Annotated in this window: 17 protein-coding genes; 11 read left to right on the top strand and 6 right to left on the bottom strand. The window is 72.0% G+C overall.

The features are described from left to right. Positions 1-882, bottom strand: an 882-nt coding sequence (locus tag ACWEPL_RS61075; protein ID WP_452442155.1) for a dihydrodipicolinate synthase family protein, incomplete at its 3' end; no start/stop codon positions are given. 184 nt (positions 883-1,066) lie between these two features. On the opposite strand from ACWEPL_RS61075, the gene ACWEPL_RS61080 reads away from it, so the two are divergent. The 6 genes from ACWEPL_RS61080 (at position 1,067) to ACWEPL_RS61105 (ending at position 7,359) form a co-directional block, all read left to right on the top strand. Then, positions 1,067-2,116, top strand: a complete 1,050-nt coding sequence (locus ACWEPL_RS61080) for a LacI family DNA-binding transcriptional regulator (protein ID WP_363968478.1) — start codon at positions 1,067-1,069, stop codon at positions 2,114-2,116. 19 nt (positions 2,117-2,135) lie between these two features. Beyond that, positions 2,136-3,065, top strand: a complete 930-nt coding sequence (locus tag ACWEPL_RS61085) for an ABC transporter permease (protein ID WP_364241142.1) — start codon at positions 2,136-2,138, stop codon at positions 3,063-3,065. Next, positions 3,062-3,919, top strand: coding sequence for an ABC transporter permease (locus ACWEPL_RS61090; protein ID WP_363968474.1), 858 nt, complete (start codon positions 3,062-3,064; stop codon positions 3,917-3,919). Before ACWEPL_RS61085 ends, ACWEPL_RS61090 begins: the two co-directional genes overlap by 4 nt. An 88-nt stretch (positions 3,920-4,007) precedes the next feature. Beyond that, positions 4,008-5,549 (top strand): ABC transporter substrate-binding protein, encoded by a 1,542-nt coding sequence (locus tag ACWEPL_RS61095; protein ID WP_452442156.1) that lies wholly within the window; start codon positions 4,008-4,010, stop codon positions 5,547-5,549. Next, on the top strand, positions 5,546-6,556 hold the full coding sequence (locus tag ACWEPL_RS61100) for an ABC transporter ATP-binding protein (RefSeq protein WP_363968470.1): 1,011 nt from the start codon (positions 5,546-5,548) through the stop codon (positions 6,554-6,556). The genes ACWEPL_RS61095 and ACWEPL_RS61100 overlap by 4 nt, the downstream gene beginning before the upstream one ends. Beyond that, positions 6,553-7,359, top strand: a complete 807-nt coding sequence (locus ACWEPL_RS61105; protein WP_355198717.1) for an ATP-binding cassette domain-containing protein — start codon at positions 6,553-6,555, stop codon at positions 7,357-7,359. Before ACWEPL_RS61100 ends, ACWEPL_RS61105 begins: the two co-directional genes overlap by 4 nt. Before the next feature lie 12 nt (positions 7,360-7,371). Here ACWEPL_RS61105 and ACWEPL_RS61110 read toward each other — a convergent pair whose 3' ends face one another. Next, positions 7,372-8,382, bottom strand: coding sequence for a LacI family DNA-binding transcriptional regulator (locus ACWEPL_RS61110; RefSeq protein ID WP_363968468.1), 1,011 nt, complete (start codon positions 8,380-8,382; stop codon positions 7,372-7,374). 168 nt (positions 8,383-8,550) lie between these two features. On the opposite strand from ACWEPL_RS61110, the gene ACWEPL_RS61115 reads away from it, so the two are divergent. Genes ACWEPL_RS61115 through ACWEPL_RS61130 form a run of 4 tightly spaced genes read left to right on the top strand, consistent with a single transcriptional unit; the run spans position 8,551 to position 13,656 of the window. Next, positions 8,551-9,906 (top strand): extracellular solute-binding protein, encoded by a 1,356-nt coding sequence (locus tag ACWEPL_RS61115; RefSeq protein ID WP_363968466.1) that lies wholly within the window; start codon positions 8,551-8,553, stop codon positions 9,904-9,906. After that, positions 9,903-10,769, top strand: coding sequence for a carbohydrate ABC transporter permease (locus ACWEPL_RS61120; RefSeq protein ID WP_357738424.1), 867 nt, complete (start codon positions 9,903-9,905; stop codon positions 10,767-10,769). The genes ACWEPL_RS61115 and ACWEPL_RS61120 overlap by 4 nt, the downstream gene beginning before the upstream one ends. Continuing rightward, on the top strand, positions 10,766-11,608 hold the full coding sequence (locus ACWEPL_RS61125; RefSeq protein ID WP_355198709.1) for a carbohydrate ABC transporter permease: 843 nt from the start codon (positions 10,766-10,768) through the stop codon (positions 11,606-11,608). The genes ACWEPL_RS61120 and ACWEPL_RS61125 overlap by 4 nt, the downstream gene beginning before the upstream one ends. A 26-nt stretch (positions 11,609-11,634) precedes the next feature. Further along, a complete protein-coding gene (locus ACWEPL_RS61130; RefSeq protein ID WP_452442157.1) occupies positions 11,635-13,656 on the top strand; it encodes a glycoside hydrolase family 2 protein in 2,022 nt (673 codons plus the stop codon). Positions 13,657-13,658: 2 nt separating this feature from the next. Here the strand turns inward: ACWEPL_RS61130 and ACWEPL_RS61135 are convergent, their stop codons facing one another. The 4 genes from ACWEPL_RS61135 to ACWEPL_RS61150 form a co-directional block, all read right to left on the bottom strand. Then, positions 13,659-14,546: a phosphotransferase family protein gene (locus ACWEPL_RS61135; RefSeq protein ID WP_452442158.1), complete on the bottom strand. Its 888-nt coding sequence runs from the start codon at positions 14,544-14,546 to the stop codon at positions 13,659-13,661. 10 nt (positions 14,547-14,556) lie between these two features. Next, entirely contained in the window at positions 14,557-15,312 is a 756-nt protein-coding gene (locus ACWEPL_RS61140) for a maleylpyruvate isomerase family mycothiol-dependent enzyme (RefSeq protein ID WP_452442159.1), read from the bottom strand. Between the two features lie 140 nt (positions 15,313-15,452). Then, a complete protein-coding gene (locus ACWEPL_RS61145; RefSeq protein WP_452442160.1) occupies positions 15,453-16,439 on the bottom strand; it encodes a hypothetical protein in 987 nt (328 codons plus the stop codon). Between the two features lie 33 nt (positions 16,440-16,472). Then, complete coding sequence (locus ACWEPL_RS61150) at positions 16,473-17,720, bottom strand: MFS transporter (protein WP_363968455.1); 1,248 nt, start codon at positions 17,718-17,720, stop codon at positions 16,473-16,475. A 359-nt stretch (positions 17,721-18,079) separates the two neighbouring features. On the opposite strand from ACWEPL_RS61150, the gene ACWEPL_RS61155 reads away from it, so the two are divergent. Next, the gene (locus ACWEPL_RS61155; RefSeq protein WP_452442161.1) at positions 18,080-18,211 is read left to right on the top strand and encodes a hypothetical protein; all 132 of its coding nucleotides are present in this window, start codon (positions 18,080-18,082) and stop codon (positions 18,209-18,211) included. Positions 18,212-18,280: the final 69 nt, after the last annotated feature.

Below are 18,280 nucleotides of genomic sequence, written 5' to 3' on the forward strand. Positions count from 1 at the left end.
CCGCTGGGAGGACTCGGGGGTGTACTGGTCCCAGAACCACTTCATGCCGTCGCGGTTGAGGTAGTAGCCGGAGGCGAACTGCCGGTAGGACTCGGCCACGCCGCTGACCCCGGGGCGGACTCCGAAGAGCGCGGCCAGCCGGTCGACGTCGTGCTGCAGCGCCGCCGCGGTGGCGTGGTCGCCGCCACGGCCGGCCTTGAGCAGGTCGACGCAGAGCGCGGGCGCGAGCATGCCCACCCCCGGCACCAGCCCGGCGGCCCCCGTTCGGAGCCCGTCGGCGAGCTGCCGTTCGGCACCCTGGGCCACCTGGAAGCCGGGGCGCTCTCCGGCCAGGGCACAGAACTCGGCGAACAGGGCGGCGTCCCCCGAGCTGTCCTTCAACCCGATGACGGCCGGCTCGTCGAGCAGGCGGCGCATCACGGACACGGGGACGGGGTTGCCGGTGTACCCGGGGCTGTTGTAGACGACCACGGGGTGGCCGTGGCGGGCGAGGTCGCGGAAGTGCGCGTGCAGCTCGCTCTCGGTGTGCCGGAAGTAGGACGGAGCGAGGACGACCACGGCGTCCAGGTCGAGCTCCGCGAGGCGGTCCATGCGCCGCAGGGCCTCCCGCGTGCCCGTGCCGGCGGCGGCCACCATGACCCGGGCGGGCGCCCCCGCCAGGTCGCGCCACATGGCGGACACCTCCACCGCGTACGCCCGGACATCGTCGGCCGGCAGCAGCGGGCCCTCGCCGTTGGTGCCGGCCAGCATCAGCGTGGTGACGCCGGCGGACGCGAGGTGGGCCAGCAGCGGCCGGACGGCCGGTGGGTCGGGCCGGCCGCCCCGGTCGAGCGCGGTGACGAGCGGGATGATCATGCCGGTGACCGGATGGTCGGTATCCATGGCACCTCCCTCGGCAAACGCTCCGGACGGTATCCGCGATCTACGCGGGACGCTAGATGCTAATGGGTATTAGTAATTCGCTCTTGTTTCCCGCGTTCTTTTTCGCCCAGGTCCATTGACGCCTCACAGAAGCGAGGGTCAAACTTTGCGTTCGTTGGGTCAGGCGCATTAGCAGGAGGCCCGAATGAGTCGCGGACCGGTGCGGAGGCCGACCCAGGCCGACATCGCGCGCCTCGCGGGGGTCAGCCAGGCCACCGTCTCGCTCGTGCTGAACGAGCGGGACTCCGGCGTCCGGATCAGCCAGGCGACCCGGGAGCGGGTGCTGGCGGCGATCCGCGAATGGGGGTACGTCGCCAACGCCTCGGCGAGATCCCTCGCCGGCGGCCAGAACAAGATCATCGGCGTGTTCACCTTCGAGGCGGTCTTCCCGACGACCAGCGTCGACTTCTACTTCCCGTTCCTGCTCGGCATGGAGCAGGCGGCGGCGGAGCTCGGCTACGACCTCCTGCTGTTCACCAGCCTCGGCGGCGAGCGGCAGGTCTTCCGCGACGGGTCCACCCGGCTGTCGCTCGCGGACGGCGCGCTGCTGCTCGGGCGTGACCCGAACGTCGAGGAGATCCAGCGGCTGCGCGACACCGGCTTCCCCTTCGTCTACGTGGGACACCGGGAGGTTTCGGGAGAGCCGGTCTCCTACGTGGCGGCCGACTACGCCACGGCGACCCAGCAGCTCACCGAACGGCTCTTCGAGCTCGGGCACAGGCGCGTCGCGTACGCCCGCATCGGTGACGGCGACGCCCAGCCCAGCCGGGACCGGGAGAAGGGATTCCGGCGGGCGATGCCCGCCGGTGAGGCCAGGCGGCTCACGGGCCCGGTGTGGACGCTGGAATCCGCCGACGACGTGGCGGGCCTCCTGGCCGAGATCCGGCACGGCGGCATCACCGCCGTGGTCGCCGAGCAGGTCCTCCTGGCCGAGGAGCTCCTGGAGTGCGCGCGACGGCACGGGATGTCGGTCCCGGACGACCTGAGCGTCGTCGTGCTGGGCGACTCCACCGGCGCGCACCGCACCGACACCCCCTGGACCGGCCTGGTGGTCCCACGGGAGCAGATGGGCCGGCAGGCCACCCACTTGCTGGTGCGGCTGCTGGAGGCACCCGAGCCGGACGCCCGCAGAGAGAACGTCGAGTGCCCCCTCATGCCGGGCGCGACCGTGGCCCCACCAAGGAGACAGCAGTGACCGAACCAGGTAAGCCCACATGATCCGGGTCATCGCCAAACGACTGCTCGTTGGTGTGCTGGTGATGTGGGGCGCCGCCTCGCTCATCTTCCTCATCGTCCGGGTCGCCCCGGGCGATCCGGCCACGATCCTGCTGGGCCCGGACGCGAGCCGGGAGCAGGTGGCCGAGCTCACCGGGAAACTCGGGCTCGACCGGCCGGTGTTCAGCCAGTACCTCGGCTACCTCGGCGAGGTGGCCCGGTTACAGTTCGGCGACTCCTACCGGTTCGACCGGCCGGCGATGTCGGAGGTGTTCGAGCGCCTGCCCGCGACCGCCGACCTGATGCTCGCCTCCACCGTCATCGCCGTGTCCCTCGGCCTCGTGCTCGGACTGCTGGCCGGCGCGCGCCCGGGCGGCGCGGTCGATCGGCTGGTCACCGCGGGCACCATCGCCCTGCAGTCGTTCCCCACCTTCTGGGTGGGCATCATGCTGATCCTCGTCTTCGCGCTGGCCTTCCGCCTGCTGCCCAGCGCCGGGGCGGGCTCGCCGGCTCACCTGGTCCTGCCGGCGGTCACGCTGGCTCTGCCGTTCACCGCCATCGTGGCCCGTCTGACCAGGACCAGCGTCGCGGAGACGATGCGCGAGCCGTACATCCAGACGGCCCGCTCCAAAGGGCTCACCGAGCAGCAGGTGCTGCTCGGCCACGCGCTGCGCAACTCCCTCATCCCCGTGGTGACCATCGTCGGGCTGCACATGGGCGGCCTGATGGGCGGCGCGGTCGTGGTCGAGAACGTCTTCGCCTGGCCGGGGCTCGGCACGCTGGTGGTGGACGCGGTCTCCAACCGTGACTACGCCGTCGTGCAGGCGGCCACGTTTCTGATCGCGGGCATCGTGATGCTGTTCAACCTCGTGGCCGATCTGCTGTACTCCCAGCTCGACCCGCGCATCAAGCTGGACGGTGCGGCATGACCGCCGTCGCCGTCCGTCGGCCGCTGGTGCGCGGCCGGTGGCTCAGCCGGATCCCGTACGCCGTCCTCACCCTGTACGTCGTGGTCGCCGGGGTGGGACCGCTGGTCCTCGACTACAACCCCGTGCGCGTCTCCCTCGACGACCGGCTGCTCGGCCCGGGGTCGCGGCTCGCGTCGGGCGGCGTCGCCTGGCTCGGCACCGACGGCCTCGGCCGTGACGTCCTCGCGCAGGTCGTCTACGGCGCCCGCACGTCGATGATCATCGGTGTCTCGACGGTCGTCGTCTGCTGCGTGATCGGCGTGACCGTCGGCATCGTCGCCGGTTACTTCCGTGGCCGGCTCGACACGGTGCTCGCCCGCGGCATCGACATCCTGCTCGCCTTCCCGGCGATCCTGCTGACCATCGTGATCGCGGGCGCCTTCGAGCGCAGCGTGCTGGTGGTGGTGATCGCGCTCTCCGCGACGGCCTGGATCTCCTTCGCGCGGGTCACCCGCGGCGTCGCGCTGTCGATGCGGGAGCGGGCCTGGATCGACGCGGCCCGCGTGCTCGGCGTACGGCCGGCGTCCATCCTGGTCCGGCACATCCTGCCGCTCACGGTCGGCCCGGTCGTGGCCCTGGCGACGCTGGAGTTCGCCCTCGTCGTGCTGGCCGAGGCCGGGCTCAGCTTCCTCGGCATCGGCCTGCCCGGCTCGTCGGTGTCCTGGGGCCAGACCATCGCGAACGGAAAGCAGTATCTCGAAACCGCCTGGTGGATCTCCACTCTGCCCGGCGTCGCGCTGTCGCTGCTGATCATCAACATCGGGATCCTCGGCGACCAGCTCACCGCCAGATACGGACGCGGACACCTCAGGTGATTGCGGCGACCGTCGTCCGGCAGGCACATAACCCCTTCCATCACGAGCACCCCCCGAAGAACCATCCCCGGAAGGCGGGAAGACGTCCATGACCAGACCCCTTGCCTCAGGTAGGCCGCGGCTCGCGGCACTGGCCCTCATCGCCGCCGCGACCCTCGTGCTCGGCGGCTGCAGCGCCGCCACCGGCGGCGGCACGGGCGGCGGCGGTGGCACCGGCGGCGAGATCACCGTCGCCGGCACCTACGCGATCGAGAGCCTCGACCCGGCCAGCCCCACGGGCGGCAGCGCCACCGGCACGCAGCTGGCCTCCAAGGCGATCTTCAGCCGGCTGGTACGGCCCCGCCCGGACGGCACCCTGGAGGGCGACCTCGCCACCGCGTGGAAGCCCGACGGCTCCGCCTCGCAGTGGACGTTCACGCTGCGCCAGGGCGTGAAGTTCAGCGACGGCAAGGCCGTCACCGCGGACGACGTCGTCGCCTCGTTCAAGCGGATGATGGATCTCAAGAGCACCAACGCGGCCAACTTCGCCGGTTACACGATGACCGCCTCGTCGCCCACCGAGGTCGTGCTGAAGGCGCCGAAGCCGGACGCGGCGGTCCCGTACAAGCTCGCCATCTTCTACGTGCTGCCCGGCAGCCTGACCGGCGAGAACCCGGCGTTCTTCCAGCACCCGGTCGGATCGGGGCCGTTCAAGGTGGAGAAGTTCGACCCGTCCGGCACGCTCGTGCTGGTGCCGAACCCTGACCACTACGGCGGTGCGCCCCAGGTCAAGCGGGTGACCATCCGCAAGATGCCCGAGCTCGCGGCCCGGCTGACCGCGCTGCGGACCGGCGAGGTGGACCTCGCCTGGGGCATCCCCGACGACCAGCTCGCGGAGCTGCAGCGCGACTCCACCCTCAAGGTCGAGACGGTGCCGAGCACCGCCGTGTTCACCATGTGGTTCAACTCCTCCGCTCCCGCGCTGAAGGACGCCAAGGTGCGGCGGGCGCTGTGGCAGGCGGTCGACTTCGCCACCATCATCAAGCGGCTCTATCCGCAGACGGGCACCCTGGCCGACGCCCCGGTCTCGCCCGTCACGCTCGGCTACGCCCCCCAGGAGCCCGTCCGCTACGACCCGGCCGCGGCGAAGGCCGCGCTGACCGACGCGAAATTCGACTTCTCCACGAAGCTGCGGCTGCAGTTCGCCAACGCCGAGTTCCGGCCGTTCAACCAGGCGATCGTCTCCGACCTGCAGAAGATCGGTGTCCAGGTGGACCTGCTGGAGAAGGAGCAGGCGGTGTTCACCAAGGACCTGCTCGCCCTGAACTGGGACGTCAACTTCCAGCAGCTGTCGAACCCCACGTTCGACGCGGCCAACACGCTCGGCCGGCTCTACCCCTGCGCGGCCAAGCGCAACGGCTACTGCAACCCCGAGCTCGACAAGCTGCTCGCCGCCGCAGGGGCGAGCTCGGACAGCGACGAGCGGGTCAAGCTGTACGGCGAGGCCAGCAAGATCATCTGGCAGGACGCGGTCGGCATGTTCCCGATGGCGGTCAAGTACGCCTACGCCTGGAACCACCGCGTCACCGGCGTCACCCCGGACCCGAACGGGCTGCCGGACTTCGCCGGCGTGCGGGTCGGCAGCTCGTGAGCGGCGTGCGGACCCCGGTCGAGACGCCGGTCGAGGTGGACGGCCTGCTCGAGGTGGCCGGGCTGGTCGTCGACCTGCCCGGCGCCCGCGGCCCGGTCCGAGTCGTCGACCGGGTGACGTTCGACATCCCGCCGGCGACGACGGTCGGGCTCATCGGCGAGTCGGGCAGCGGCAAGACGATGACCGCGAACGCCGTCATCGGCCTGCTCCCGGAGGGGGCGGCGACCGGCGGGGAGCTGCGCTGGCGGGGCGAGGACCTCTTGAAGGCGAGCCCCGCCCACCGGCGCCGGCTGCGGGGCCACGAGATCGCGATGATCTTCCAGGACCCGCTGGCCGCGCTCAACCCGACCCAGACGATCGCCCGCCAGGTGGGCGAGATACTCCGCCGCGCCGGCCGCCCCCGCGACGAGGTGCGCCGGCGGGTGCTCGAACTGCTCGAGCGGGCGGGGATCCCCGAGCCGGACAGCAGGATGCGCAGCTACCCGCACGAGTTCTCCGGCGGGATGCGGCAACGGGCCATGATCGCCCTCGCGCTGGCGGGCAGCCCGGCGCTGCTGCTCGCCGACGAGCCCACCACGGCGCTGGACGTGACCGTCCAGGCGCGCATCCTGCGCCTGCTGCGCTCCATCCAGCAGGACGAGGGACTGGCGATGCTCCTCGTCAGCCACGACCTGCGGGTGGTGGCGCACGTCGCGCACCAGGTCGTCGTCATGTACGCGGGCCGGGTCGCCGAGCGCGGTCCCACCGAGGCGGTGCTGGCCGGCCCGGCTCACCCGTACACCCGCGCACTGGTCGACAGCGTGCCCGCGGTGCGGACCCGCACCGCGCTGGCCCACCCGCTGCCGGGCACGCCGGCCACCCCGGCGAACCGGCCGCCGGGGTGCGCCTTCCACCCCCGGTGCCCGCTGGCGCGCGAGCGGTGCCGCACCGAGGAGCCGGAGACCAGAACCGTCGCGCCCGGCCGGTGGGCCGCGTGCCACTTCGCCGAGGAGCTGCTGCAGCGATGAGCGTCGATCTGCTCGAGGTGCGGGACCTGCGGGTCAGCTTCGGCCGGCGTACCGCGTGGTTCCGGTCGCGCGCCGCCCGCCGGTCCGGGGATTTCGTCGCGGTCGACGGCGTGAGCCTCACGGTGGCCCCCGACGAGATCGTGGGGGTGGTCGGGGAGTCGGGGTCGGGCAAGACCACGGTGGCCCGCGCGATCGTCGGCCTCGTCCGGCCCGACTCCGGCGCCGTCCTGCTCGACGGCGTGCCCCTGGGGCCGGTCGGGCGGCGGACGACGGCGCAGCAGCGTGCCGCGCAGATGGTCTTCCAGGACCCGCGGTCGTCGCTCAGCCCGCGCATGACCGTCGCCGCGATCATCGACGAGGCGTGGCGCACCCATCCGAGTTCGGCCCCGTCCGGCGACCGCACCGCCGCGCTGCACCGCCTGCTCGACGACGTCGGACTCGACGCGAGCGTCGCCGGGCAGCGGGCGGCCGAGCTGTCCGGCGGGCAGTGCCAGCGGGTCAGCATCGCCCGCGCGCTCGCGGTCCGGCCCCGGCTGCTGGTGTGCGACGAGGCGGTGTCCGCCCTGGACGTGTCGGTCCAGGCGCAGATCCTCCGGCTGCTGGTCGACCTGCGCGAGCGCCACCATCTGGCCATGCTCTTCATCTCCCACGACCTCGGCGTGGTGCACCAGATCGCCGACCGGATCGCCGTCATGCGCCAGGGTGTGGTGGTGGAGGAAGGGCAGGCGACGGAGGTGCTGGGGGCGCCCCGGCACGAGTACACCCGCAGCCTGCTCGATGCCGCTCTCGAGCTGTCCGGCTAGAGCGCCCCGGGGTCAGCCGGCGGTGCTCTCCCTGACGATCAGCCGGTGCGGCACGATGATCTCGGCGGGCGCGGCGGCCGAGCCGTTGATCGTGTCCATCAGCGTGTTCACCGCCCGGCGCGCGATCTCCCCCTTGTCCGGGGCGATCGTGGTCAGGCTGGGCGTGCTGTACTGGCCCTCCTCGATGTCGTCCAGGCCGACCACGGCCACGTCGTCGGGGACGCGGCGACCGGCCCTGGTGAGCGCTCTGATCGCACCCAGGGCGAGCAGGTCGTTGTAGCAGAACACCGCGTCGGGCGGCTCGGGCAGGGCGAGCAGGTGCTCCATGGCCTCGGCGCCCAGCCGCCGGTGGAAGTGCGGGGTGGAGACGACGAGCCGCTCATCCACCTCCAGGCCCGCGCGGGCGTGCGCCTGGCGGTAGCCGGCGGTGCGGAGCTGGGCGGTCTCGCCGGTCGCGTACGGCTGGTCGCCGATGGCGGCCACCCGGCGGCGGCCCAGGTCCAGCAGATGGGTGGTGGCCTCGCGGGCGGCGGCGACGTTGTCGATGGCCACGTGGTGGAAGCTGCCGTTGAAGATGTGCTCGCCGAGCAGCACGATCGGGATCCGGTTGGCGCGCCCGCGCAGCTCCTCGGCGGAGATCGTCAGCGGGCTGAGCAGCAGCCCGTCGAACATCGTGGCCCGCGAGTCCCGCCCGAGCAGCTCGCGCTCCCGGTCGCCGTCGCCGTCGGTCTGGTCGACCATCACCACGTAGCCGCGGGCGCGGGCCGCCGTGATCACCTCGCGCGCCAGCTCGGCGAAGTACGGCACGTCCAGCTCGGGCACCACCAGGGCGATCATCCCAGTGCGCCCCTGCTTGAGATTGCGCGCGATGAGGTTGGGACGGTAGTCGAGCTCGTCCAGCACGGCCTGCACCCGGGCACGCAGCTCGTCTGACACCGGCGCGTAACCGTTGACCACGTTGGACACGGTGCGAATCGATACATTCGCCCGTTTGGCGACATCGCGAAGCGTTGGACCGGCCATGCGTCTCCTATACACCCGAAGGCTCCCGCGTGGCGATCTCAGAAGTCGGCATGAGATCGCCCTGTCACAGAAGATCCTAAACCCGCTCTTGCATCGTTGCAGACAAGTATGCATTATGTCTGCATCGTTGCAGAGCCCCAACATGAGCCCAGGCCGAGGAGTCAGAGAATGTCCACACCCCTCATAGACCGGCGCGGTTTCCTCAAGGGCGCCCTGGGCATCGCCGCCGCCGGTTCGCTGGCGGCGTGCGCGCCGGGCGGCCCGAGCGCGCAGCCGAGCAAGCTGGCCGCGCCCGCCGCGTCGGCGTCGTCGGTCAAGGGTGAGATCACCGTCTGGAACAGGTCGGGCGACCTGTTCAAGGTGTTCGACGCGGCCATCGGCAAGTTCCGCGAGGCGTACCCGAACGTCAAGGTGAACCACCAGGCCGTGGACATCGACGCGAAGCTGGCCAACACCCTCATCAGCGGCACCGACGTGCCCGACGGCAGCTTCTGGGACGACGCCAAGATCGGCGGGCAGGCCGAGCACCTGTACGACCTGACCGACCTCATCGCGCCGTACCGGGACCGGACCTCGCCGTACAAGCTGTCCGTGAACACCGTGGACGGCAAGATCTACGGCGTCCCGTGGGACCTGGACCCCGGCCTGCTCTGGTACCGCGAGGACGTGCTGGAGAGCGCCGGAGTGGATCCGGCGGGCCTGGCCACGTACGACGACCTGCTCGCCGCCGCCCGGACGGTCAAGGAGAAGGACCCCAGGACCAGGCCGATCCACCTGGAGAAGACCCCGTTCCTCAGCCAGCTCTGGCTGGAGATGCTGGCCAACCAGCAGGGCACCAGCCTCACCGACGCCCGGGGCAAGCTGCGGCTGGACTCCGCCGAATACCGGCGGATCTTCGGCTGGATCGACAGCGCGGTCAAGGACGGCCTGGTCACCCACGCTCCCTACCTGGAGCCCGCCGACGTCAACACGCTCGACAGCGGGCAGCAGGTGTTCGTGCCGTGGGCCATCTGGTGGTCGTTCGCGCCGCAGCAGCTGCTCAAGGCCACCAAGGGCAAGTGGCGGGCCGCGCCGCTGCCGGCCTGGACGCCCGGCGGCGCGCGCAGCGGCGCCATGGGCGGCAGCAGCTTCGTCATCCCCGCCAAGGCCAAGAACCCCGAGCTGGCCTGGCTGCTGTACGAGTTCCTGTGCTTCAAGGAGCCCGGCTACACCGCCGTGTACGGCCCCAACGCCGTCTACCCGGGCGGCCTGTCCACCTCGATCCCCAGCTTCACCCCCGCGCTCGACCCGGCCAAGCCGCTGTTCAAGCCCATCGAGGCGCTCGGCGGCCAGGACCTGTGGAAGGTCGCCGTCGAGGCCGCGGGCACCATCCCGGCCGCCGCGCCCATCCCCTGGTGGTGGGCCCAGTCGGTGGACTACCTCGGCAACAACGTGCAGCGCCTGATCGAGGGCAAGATGTCGCCCGACCAGGTGATCACGGAGTCGGCCGAGAAGATCCAGCGCAACCTGATCGACCGCTCATGAGGGCGACGCGGCTGTCGCCGTACCTGTTCATCGCCCCGTTCTTCCTCGTCTTCGCCGCGTTCGGGATCTATCCGCTGATCTACGCGCTCCAGCTCAGCTTCATGCGCTGGCGCGGCGCGGGTGCGGCCCACTGGGTCGGCGCGGACAACTACCTCTACCTGCTGACCAGCCCCGACTTCTGGGCCTCGCTCGGCAACAGCGCCGTCATGTGGCTGCTGATCGTGCCGATCCAGGTCGTGGCCGGGCTGGGCGGCGCGGTGCTGCTGGCCAACGCCAAGCTGCGGCTGCGCGGGCTGTTCCGGGTGGCGTTCATCGCGCCGTTCGTGACCCCGCTGGTCGCCATGGCGCAGGTCTGGATCGTGGTGTTCGACCAGGACTACGGCCTGGTCAACTATCTGCTCAACCTGGTGGGCCTGCCCGACGTGGGCTGGCTGACGTCCACGACGTGGTCCAAGCCGACGCTGGCGCTGCTGTTCCTGTGGAAGACCACCGGCTTCGCGATCATCATCCTGCTCGCCGGCCTCCAGGCCGTCCCCGGCGGCGTGTACGAGGCCGCCGCCCTCGACGGCGCCTCCCGCTGGCGCCAGTTCTGGTCGATCACCGTCCCGCTGGTGCGGCGGAGCATGGCGTTCCTGGTGGTCGTGCAGACCCTGGCCGTCTTCCAGATGTTCGCCGAGCCGTTCGTGGTCACCGAGGGCGGCCCGTACGGCTCCACCACCACCGCGGGCCTGTACCTGTACGACCACATCACCGCCTCCGACCTGGGCACCGGCGCCGCGAACTCGTTCCTGCTGGTCCTGCTGGTCTTCGGCCTGTCGCTGGTGTCGGTCAGGCTGCTGCGGCCGAAAGACGAGGTGTCATGAACCAGACCCGCCCCGGACCCCTGCAGTACGCGGTCCTGGCGCTGCTCGCGATCGTGTTCCTGTACCCGATCTGGTGGGCGGTCAGCTCCTCGCTCAAGCCGGCGGCCGACATCATCGCCGACCCCCTCTCGATCGGCGCGCTGACCCTCGACAACTACCGGGCCATGTTCGCCGACGTGCCGATCGGCACCGGGTTCGCGAACACGGCGCTGGTGCTGGTGGTCAGGGGCGCCATGACGATGTTCTTCTGCCCGCTGGCCGGATACGCCTTCGCCAAGTACGCCTTCCCGGGCAAGAACCTGCTGTTCGGCGTCGTGCTGCTGACGCTGATGCTGCCGACACTCGTGCTGATCATCCCGCTGCTGCTGGAGATGAGCGCGCTCGGCTGGGTGAACACGTATCAGGCGCTCATCCTGCCGGGCAGCATCGACGCGTTCAGCATCTTCTGGATGCGGCAGACCATCGCCGCCATCCCGGACGAGCTCATCGACGCAGGCCGGGTGGACGGCGCGGGGGAGTTCGGCATCTTCGCCAAGGTCGTGCTGCCCGTGATCCGTCCCGGGCTGGCCGCGCTCGCCGTCCTGACCACCATGAACGTCTACAACGACTTCGTCTGGCCGGTCGTCGCCGTCAACGACACCTCGCACCAGACCCTCCAGGTGGTCCTGTCCACCCTCGCGCAGAACGTCACCGGCAACCGGATCGGCGCCGACTTCGCCACCGTGTGGGGTGAGCTGCTCGCCGCGGGCAGCATCGCCATGCTGCCGCTGCTGGTGATCTTCGTCCTGCTGCAGCGCCACTTCATCAACGGCATCCTCGCGGGCAGCGTCAAGGGCTGACCCGCACCCTTATGGAAGAGAGCATCATGGAATACCCCCGCCCCCACTTCGACCGGTCGCACTCCTGGTCGAGCCTGAACGGCGAGTGGGACTTCCGGGCCGACACCGAGCCCGGCTGGAACAGGACCATCACCGTGCCCTTCGCCTGGGAGACCCCCGCGTCGGGCATCGAGGCCCACTGGCTGCCCGTGGCCTGGTACCGCCGCCCGGTCACCGTCCCCGCCGGGTGGGCGGGTCAGCGGGTCGTGCTGCACTTCGGGGCCGTGCACCACGAGGCCACGGTCTGGGTCAACGACGTCGAGGTGGTCACGCACCGGGGCGGCTACACGCCGTTCGAGGCCGACATCACCGACGCGCTGCGCGGCGACGGCCCGCAGGAGGTCGTGGTACGGGTCTGCGCGCCGCTGGACAAGCGGGAGCTCGCGCACGGCAAGCAGCGCAGCATCCCGCGCGACGACTACGACGGCGTCTGCTTCACCCCGTCGTCCGGGATCTGGCAGAGCGTCTGGCTGGAGGCCCGGCCCGCCACGCACCTGGCCGGGCTGAAGCTGCGCCCCTCGGCAAAGCTGGACGCCATCGAGGTGGAGGCCCGGGTGGCGGGACCGTCGGAGTCCGTGCTGCGCCTGACCCTGCGCGGGACGGACACGACGGTGGAGGTCCCGGTCGCGGAGGGCGCGGCACGGGCGGTGCTCCCCGTCGCCGGGCCCCGGCTCTGGTCCCCGGACGACCCGCACCTCTACCACGTGGACGCCCGCCTGACCTCGGCCGACGGCACCGACGAGGTCGCCGCCTACACGGGGCTGCGCCGCGTCGAGGTGATCGGCGAGGACCTGTATCTCAACGGCCGCCGCCTGTTCGTGCGCGGCGTGCTCGACCAGGGCTACTGGCCCCGCACCGGCATCACCGCCCCCGACGACGCCGCGCTCCGCCGCGACATCGAGCTGGCCGCCGCGGCGGGCTACAACCTGGTACGCAAGCACCTCAAGCTGGAGGACCCCCGCTTCGTCCACCACGCCGACGTGCTCGGCATGCTGGTGTGGGCCGAGCCCGCCTCGACCGGCCGCTTCTCGGCGGAGTCGGTGAGCGCGTTCGAGGAGCAGATCGCGCCGATGGTGGAGCGCGACGGCGACTCGCCCGCGATCGTCATCTGGGGCCTGTACAACGAGGAATGGGGCCTGGACTGGGACATCCCGGGCGATGCGGCCAAGCAGCAGGCGGCGGCGCGGGCGTACGAGCTGCTCAAGGCCCTCGACCCGAGCAGGCCGGCCGTGGACAACTCCGGCTGGACCCACGTGAAGACGGACCTGCTCGACTGGCACTACTACGACGAGTCCGCCGCCTCCTGGGGCCGGACGGTGGCCGCGCTGATGGACGGCGAGCAGGACGACTTCCCCGTCCGGCTCGGCCCCGACTACGTCGTGCGCAAGAAGCTGGCCGGATCCCCGTCACAGCCGTTGCGCGGGCTGCCCAACCTCAACAGCGAGTACGGCGGCGGCTTCACCTGCGTCGAGCGGGCCTGGCACCTGCGCTGGCAGACCCAGGAGCTGCGCCGCCACGACCGCCTGGCCGGCTACGTCTACACCGAGCTGTACGACGTCGAGCACGAGTCCGCGGGCCTGCTGGACTTCGAACGCCGTGCCAAGGACCTGGCCGGCGTGCACCCCGCGGACGTGAACGCCACCACCACGCTCGTGCTGGACGTCGTCCCCGTCGCGCCCGGCCGCGACCTGCTGAGCGAGTCGCGCGAGGTCACCGTGCCCGTCCGCGTCTCGCACCACGGGAGCGAGCCGGTCAACGGCCACCTGCACACCGCCTGGACCCCGGTGTTCGGCCCCGCCCCTGACGCCTTCGGCGCGGCGGGCTCCTGGATCGAGGCCAAGCCGTTCCTGCTCAGCGGCCCCGCCGAGGTCGGCGCCGCGCTGCCGGCCGGCTGGACGAGCGGCCGGCTGCACATCGCCCTGGTCAGCGACGGCGAGATCGTCGCCCGCTCGGCCGTGGACGTGGACACCTGCACCGCCCCGGTCATCGGGGACGACCCGGCCGCCTGACCTCACGGCACGGCCAGCTCGAGGACCCGTTCCACGGCGGTGTCCGCGCGGGCGGGGTCGGGTGACTCGGAGAGGAAGACGAGGGCGAGCATCACCGCCGCGTCCAGCCGGCACAGCAGCGCGAGCGGCCCGGCGTCGGGCGGGGGCTCGGCGTGGCGCGCGTAGCCGGCGCGCAGCGCCTCGAGGTCGAGCTGGTTCTCCGGGAGCCTGGCGAACTCTCCCAGGCGCCCGAACTCCAGGGCGGGGTGGGCGTGCAGGGCGTTCGACCAGTCGAGGAGGGCGCGTACCCGGCCCTGGTGACAGCGGACGTTCGCTCTGCGGACGTCCAGATGGAGCAGGGAGCCACGGCTGAGCGGCGCGGCGATCGGGAGCAGCCGTCCGGGGGCGGGCGGCGGCGGCCAGCCGTCCCTGAGGCGGGCGATCTCCCGCCAGCGGCGCAGGATCCTGCCGACCACGAGCCGGGACGCCGTCAGGTGTTCGGCGGCGACGGGTCGCGGTCCGGGCAGCGGGACCGCGTGGAGGCGCGCCAGGAGCTCGCCGAGCCGGAAGCAGTCCAGCTCCGATCCGTCGTCCTCCACGTAGCGGCTGATCAGGAGGTCCGGCTCGTCCGGGGTCTCGGCGAGGACGAGGGCGACCGGCTCGGGCACGGGCAGGCCGTGATCGCCCAGCAGGCGGGTGAGCCGGTACTCCTGGCGCAGCAGGGCGCGGGTGTCGACCCGAGGGTCGTTGGCGTTGGAGTCGAAGCGGCGCTCGCCGACGCGGACGGCGACCGGCGGCCCGCCGTCGCCCGGCCGGCCGCGGAAGACGGAGAACTCCAGGCCCCGCCCCAGCGGTTCGAGGCCGGTGATCCCGAGGGCGGCCAGGCGCTCGTCCAGGCTGGGACTGCTCATGGGGCCGGACTCAGCTGTCCTCCTCCTCCAGCCAGAACCCGGACCGCTCCAGCCACCGCCCGAGCAGCGCCGCATCCCCGGAGACCTCGACCTTCGGCGCGGGACGCCGGTAGACGAACAGGAGCAGCTCACTCACCGGCCCGCGAACCGTCACCGAGGCGTCCCCCTGCCCGCGCCTCCAGACGGGCGCGTCCCCGCCGAGGTCGACCAGCCACTCGCCGTTGAAGCTCAGCGCCCGTCCCGGGCCGAGCAGCCCGTGCCCCTCGTACGCCTCCGGCACGCAGCTGAACCCCAGCCACTCCTCCAGCCCCTCGACGGCGACCACGTCGTCGACCTCGAAGCCGGCGCCCAGGGCGAGCGCGGCGTCGGCCCGGTGCAGCACGGTCTCGAACAGCGCGCGCCGCGCCCAGAACGCCGGCGTGTCCAGCCCCTGCGGCGTCCACACGGGGCCCTCGGCCCCGCGCAACGCCTCCGCCAGCCGCTCCGCGCCCGCCCCGAGCCAGGGATCGAGCTCGGCCGCCACCTCGTCCGTGTACGCGTCGAGGTCGTTGATCCGCTCGTCGGAGACCGGCTCCACGGACCGCGACGCCACGACCGTCCCCATCCAGCGATGGGCTTCGCCGACGTGCCGCAGCAACTGCCCCAGAGACCATCCAGGGCAGGTGGGCACGGGCGTCTTCATGTCCGCGTTCTTGATCAGCGATCGCAGCAGCTCGGTCTGCCCGGCGATCTCGGCCCGCATCCGGTCGTAGGTCAACAGGGACATGCCCGCCACCCTAGGGTGATCGGGCGGCCTCAGCAATCGCTTTCCAGCGCGCCGCCCGCCTCGCGGATCGGTCCGACATGGGCCGGATGCAGCGCCGCGTTCGCGCTCGATACGGCCGCGCACTTGCACGCCGCCCGCGGTCAGAAGCCGAGGCCGAGCAGCACCGTGTGCGCGCCCTCCGGGCCGTGCACGTGCTTGCTCAACTTCGCCGGGGAGGACACCTTCTCCGCCTTGAGGACGTCGGCGAGGTGCCGCGCCAGCCGTTCGCCGTCCACCTCGCCGGGGCCGCCCGCGTCGAGCGTCCAGGAGCGTACGGTCCGCTCGACCCGCTGCGACCAGCCCTGCTCCGCGCCCGGTGAGAAGTGCTTGAACCAGCCCTCGACGGTGAGCCGTTCGGCGGAGCGGATGGCGAGGACGGAGCGGGTTCCCGCGAACAGGGTGACGCTCACCTTCCTGCCGATCGCGCCGGTCTCGGCGGGCAGCGTGCGCAGGAACGCCCCCAGCGGCGGCGGCAGCGCCGCCCACCGGGGCACCCGCCGGCCGCCCGGCGTGCTGAGCCCCTCGTTGGCGGGGGTCAGATATTCGATGACGAATCCACCCGGCGACTGCGACGGCTCGCCCCACTCGAACGTGGCCCGCCGCCACTCCTCATAAGGCTCTGTCGGCTGCAGGGAGAGCTCCGCGCCGGTCGCGGTGGCACGTAGTTCCAGCGATTCGGCGCCGGGCCGCCGCCAGCGCAGGAAAGGGGCTCCCCATTCCGGCGACGGGTCGTACCAGGGGCCGGTCTGGCCGTGGCTGCCGACGCTGTCGGCCGGGCCGATCGCGGCCTCCACCGCCTCGGCGTGCCGCCGGAACGCTGTGGTCGGTGCGCCCTCCAAGGAGAGGGGGACGGTCAGGCCGCGATATTCACGATCGCCCGCGTACCGCCGCTCGTGCTCCGCCACCGGCACCAGCCTGCCGCGCCCCTCCGCCACCGCCACCGGCACCAGCGGGCTGCCCTCCTCCGCCACCTGCACCAGCCGGCCGTGCCCCTCGGCCGCCGGTCGCAGCGCCTCGCCGGACCAGTCGCCGGGATCCACCTCGCGCCACAGCCATGTCGCGATGCCGGCGGTGTCGTCCTTCGTCATGGGCGTGATCTTAGGCCGTCCCCGCGTGCGGCCTCAGGCTTTCTCGGGGTGGCGCTGGCGTACCGGGGTGGCCAGCGCGATCAGAGCCAGCAGCAGGCAGGACGCCCCCGCGACGACGAACACCGTCGTCGCGCCGTAGTGCGCGGCGCCCCAGCCGAGCGCGGCCGCGCCCACCGGCCCGAGCGAGAAGTGGATCGTCCAGAACGCCGACGTCACCCGGCCCAGCAGGTGAGCGGGCGTCACCTGCTGCCGCAGCGACATGGAGTTGATCCCGGCCAGGCTCACGCACGCCAGATAGAGGGCCATGATGGCGGCCACGCCCCACACGGAGCCGGCGAGTCCGAGGCTGAGGATGGCCAGGCCCGACACGATCTGCGCCCCGATCCACAACGGTCCGAACCCGAGCATCCGCCGCATCCGGGCCACCAGCGCCGAACCGGCCATCGTGCCGACCGCCCCGACCCCCAGCACGACGCCCACCACGGAATCCGGCTGGCCGAGGTCGTGCTTGAGCCGGTAGATGACGATGTCCGTCAGTCCGAGCGTCATGAAGATGAAGAACGACAGCAGGATGGTCAGGGTGCGCAGCACCGGGTGCCGGAGCAGGAACTCCGCCCCGGCCAGCAGCTCCCGCCACGGCCGCCGGCCGGGCGCGGGCTCCACCGGCTCGACGGTCTCGACGGCGTAGCGGGAGGAGTGGGTCAGCAGGACGCCGAGCGCGGACAGCCCGAAGCTGGCGGCGTTGATGGCGATCGCGGCGGTCGGGCCCAGGTGGCCGCTCACCACCCCGGCCAGGGTGGGGCCGAGGATGCCCGCCGCGGCGGCCGTGGCGTACAGCATGCTGTTGGCCTCGGTGACGCGCTTCTCGCCGGCCAGGCCGCGGACCGCGGCCACGTACGTGACCTGGAAGACCATGCCCACGGCGGCGGCCAGCGGCAGCACCGCGTACAGGAGCCAGACATGCTGGCCGAACGCCCAGGCCACCGGGATCGTCACGTACAGCACGAGCCGGATGACGTCGCAGGCGATGAGCAGCCGGCGCCGGTCGAACCGGTCGGCGAGCACCCCCGCGAACACCCCGGCCGCCACCGACGCCGCCCCCGACACGCCGGTGAGCAGCCCCATCTGGGCGACGGAGCCGGTGACGTCGAGGATGAGGAGGGGCACCGCGATGAGCGCGAACGAGTCGCCCGCCACGGACAGCGTCTGGGCACACCAGAAGATCAGGAAGTCACGGTCGCGCCACAGCGACCGGCTCACCGGCGGCGCGTCAGCGCGCATCGCCCACGGGGCCTGCCTGGGATGATCGGTATGCGCCGAGCCGGGAGGAAATCACGCGGGCAACCCTATCCCTCCCGATCCGGGGCACGCCGCTCAATTTCCGGCGCCGCTACAGGGTTCGCAGCATCCGGGTGGCGGGGGAAGCCAGGGCGGCCTGCTCGGTCCCGGTGAGGCCGGCCGGGGACCCGGAAAGTCCGTCCCCGGCCGCCGGCGAGCGGGCGAACGGGCGCGGTCAGCCCGAAGGCCGCCAGCACGCCGGGCGGCGGCTCAGTCGTCGTCCCCAAGGTCATGGCGGCCATCGTGCCGGATCACCGGCCCGCCGAGCACCCGGATTTCCGGCGGGAGGCACGATGGTCGTCATGACCGAGGAACCTCTCACCGGCGGGAACAACGCCCTGGAGGTCGTCCGGGCCGGCGACACGGTCCGCCGCGTGCGCGACGTCGAGACGGCCAACCTCGGCGACCCCGCGCTCCCCGCGACGGGGTGGTGAACGACTGGGTCGAGAGCGGCTTCGAGGACATGAAGCACCTGCGCGCCGTCCTCACCTCCGTGAACCGGC

It is taken from the genome of Nonomuraea sp. NPDC004186 (assembly GCF_053603495.1).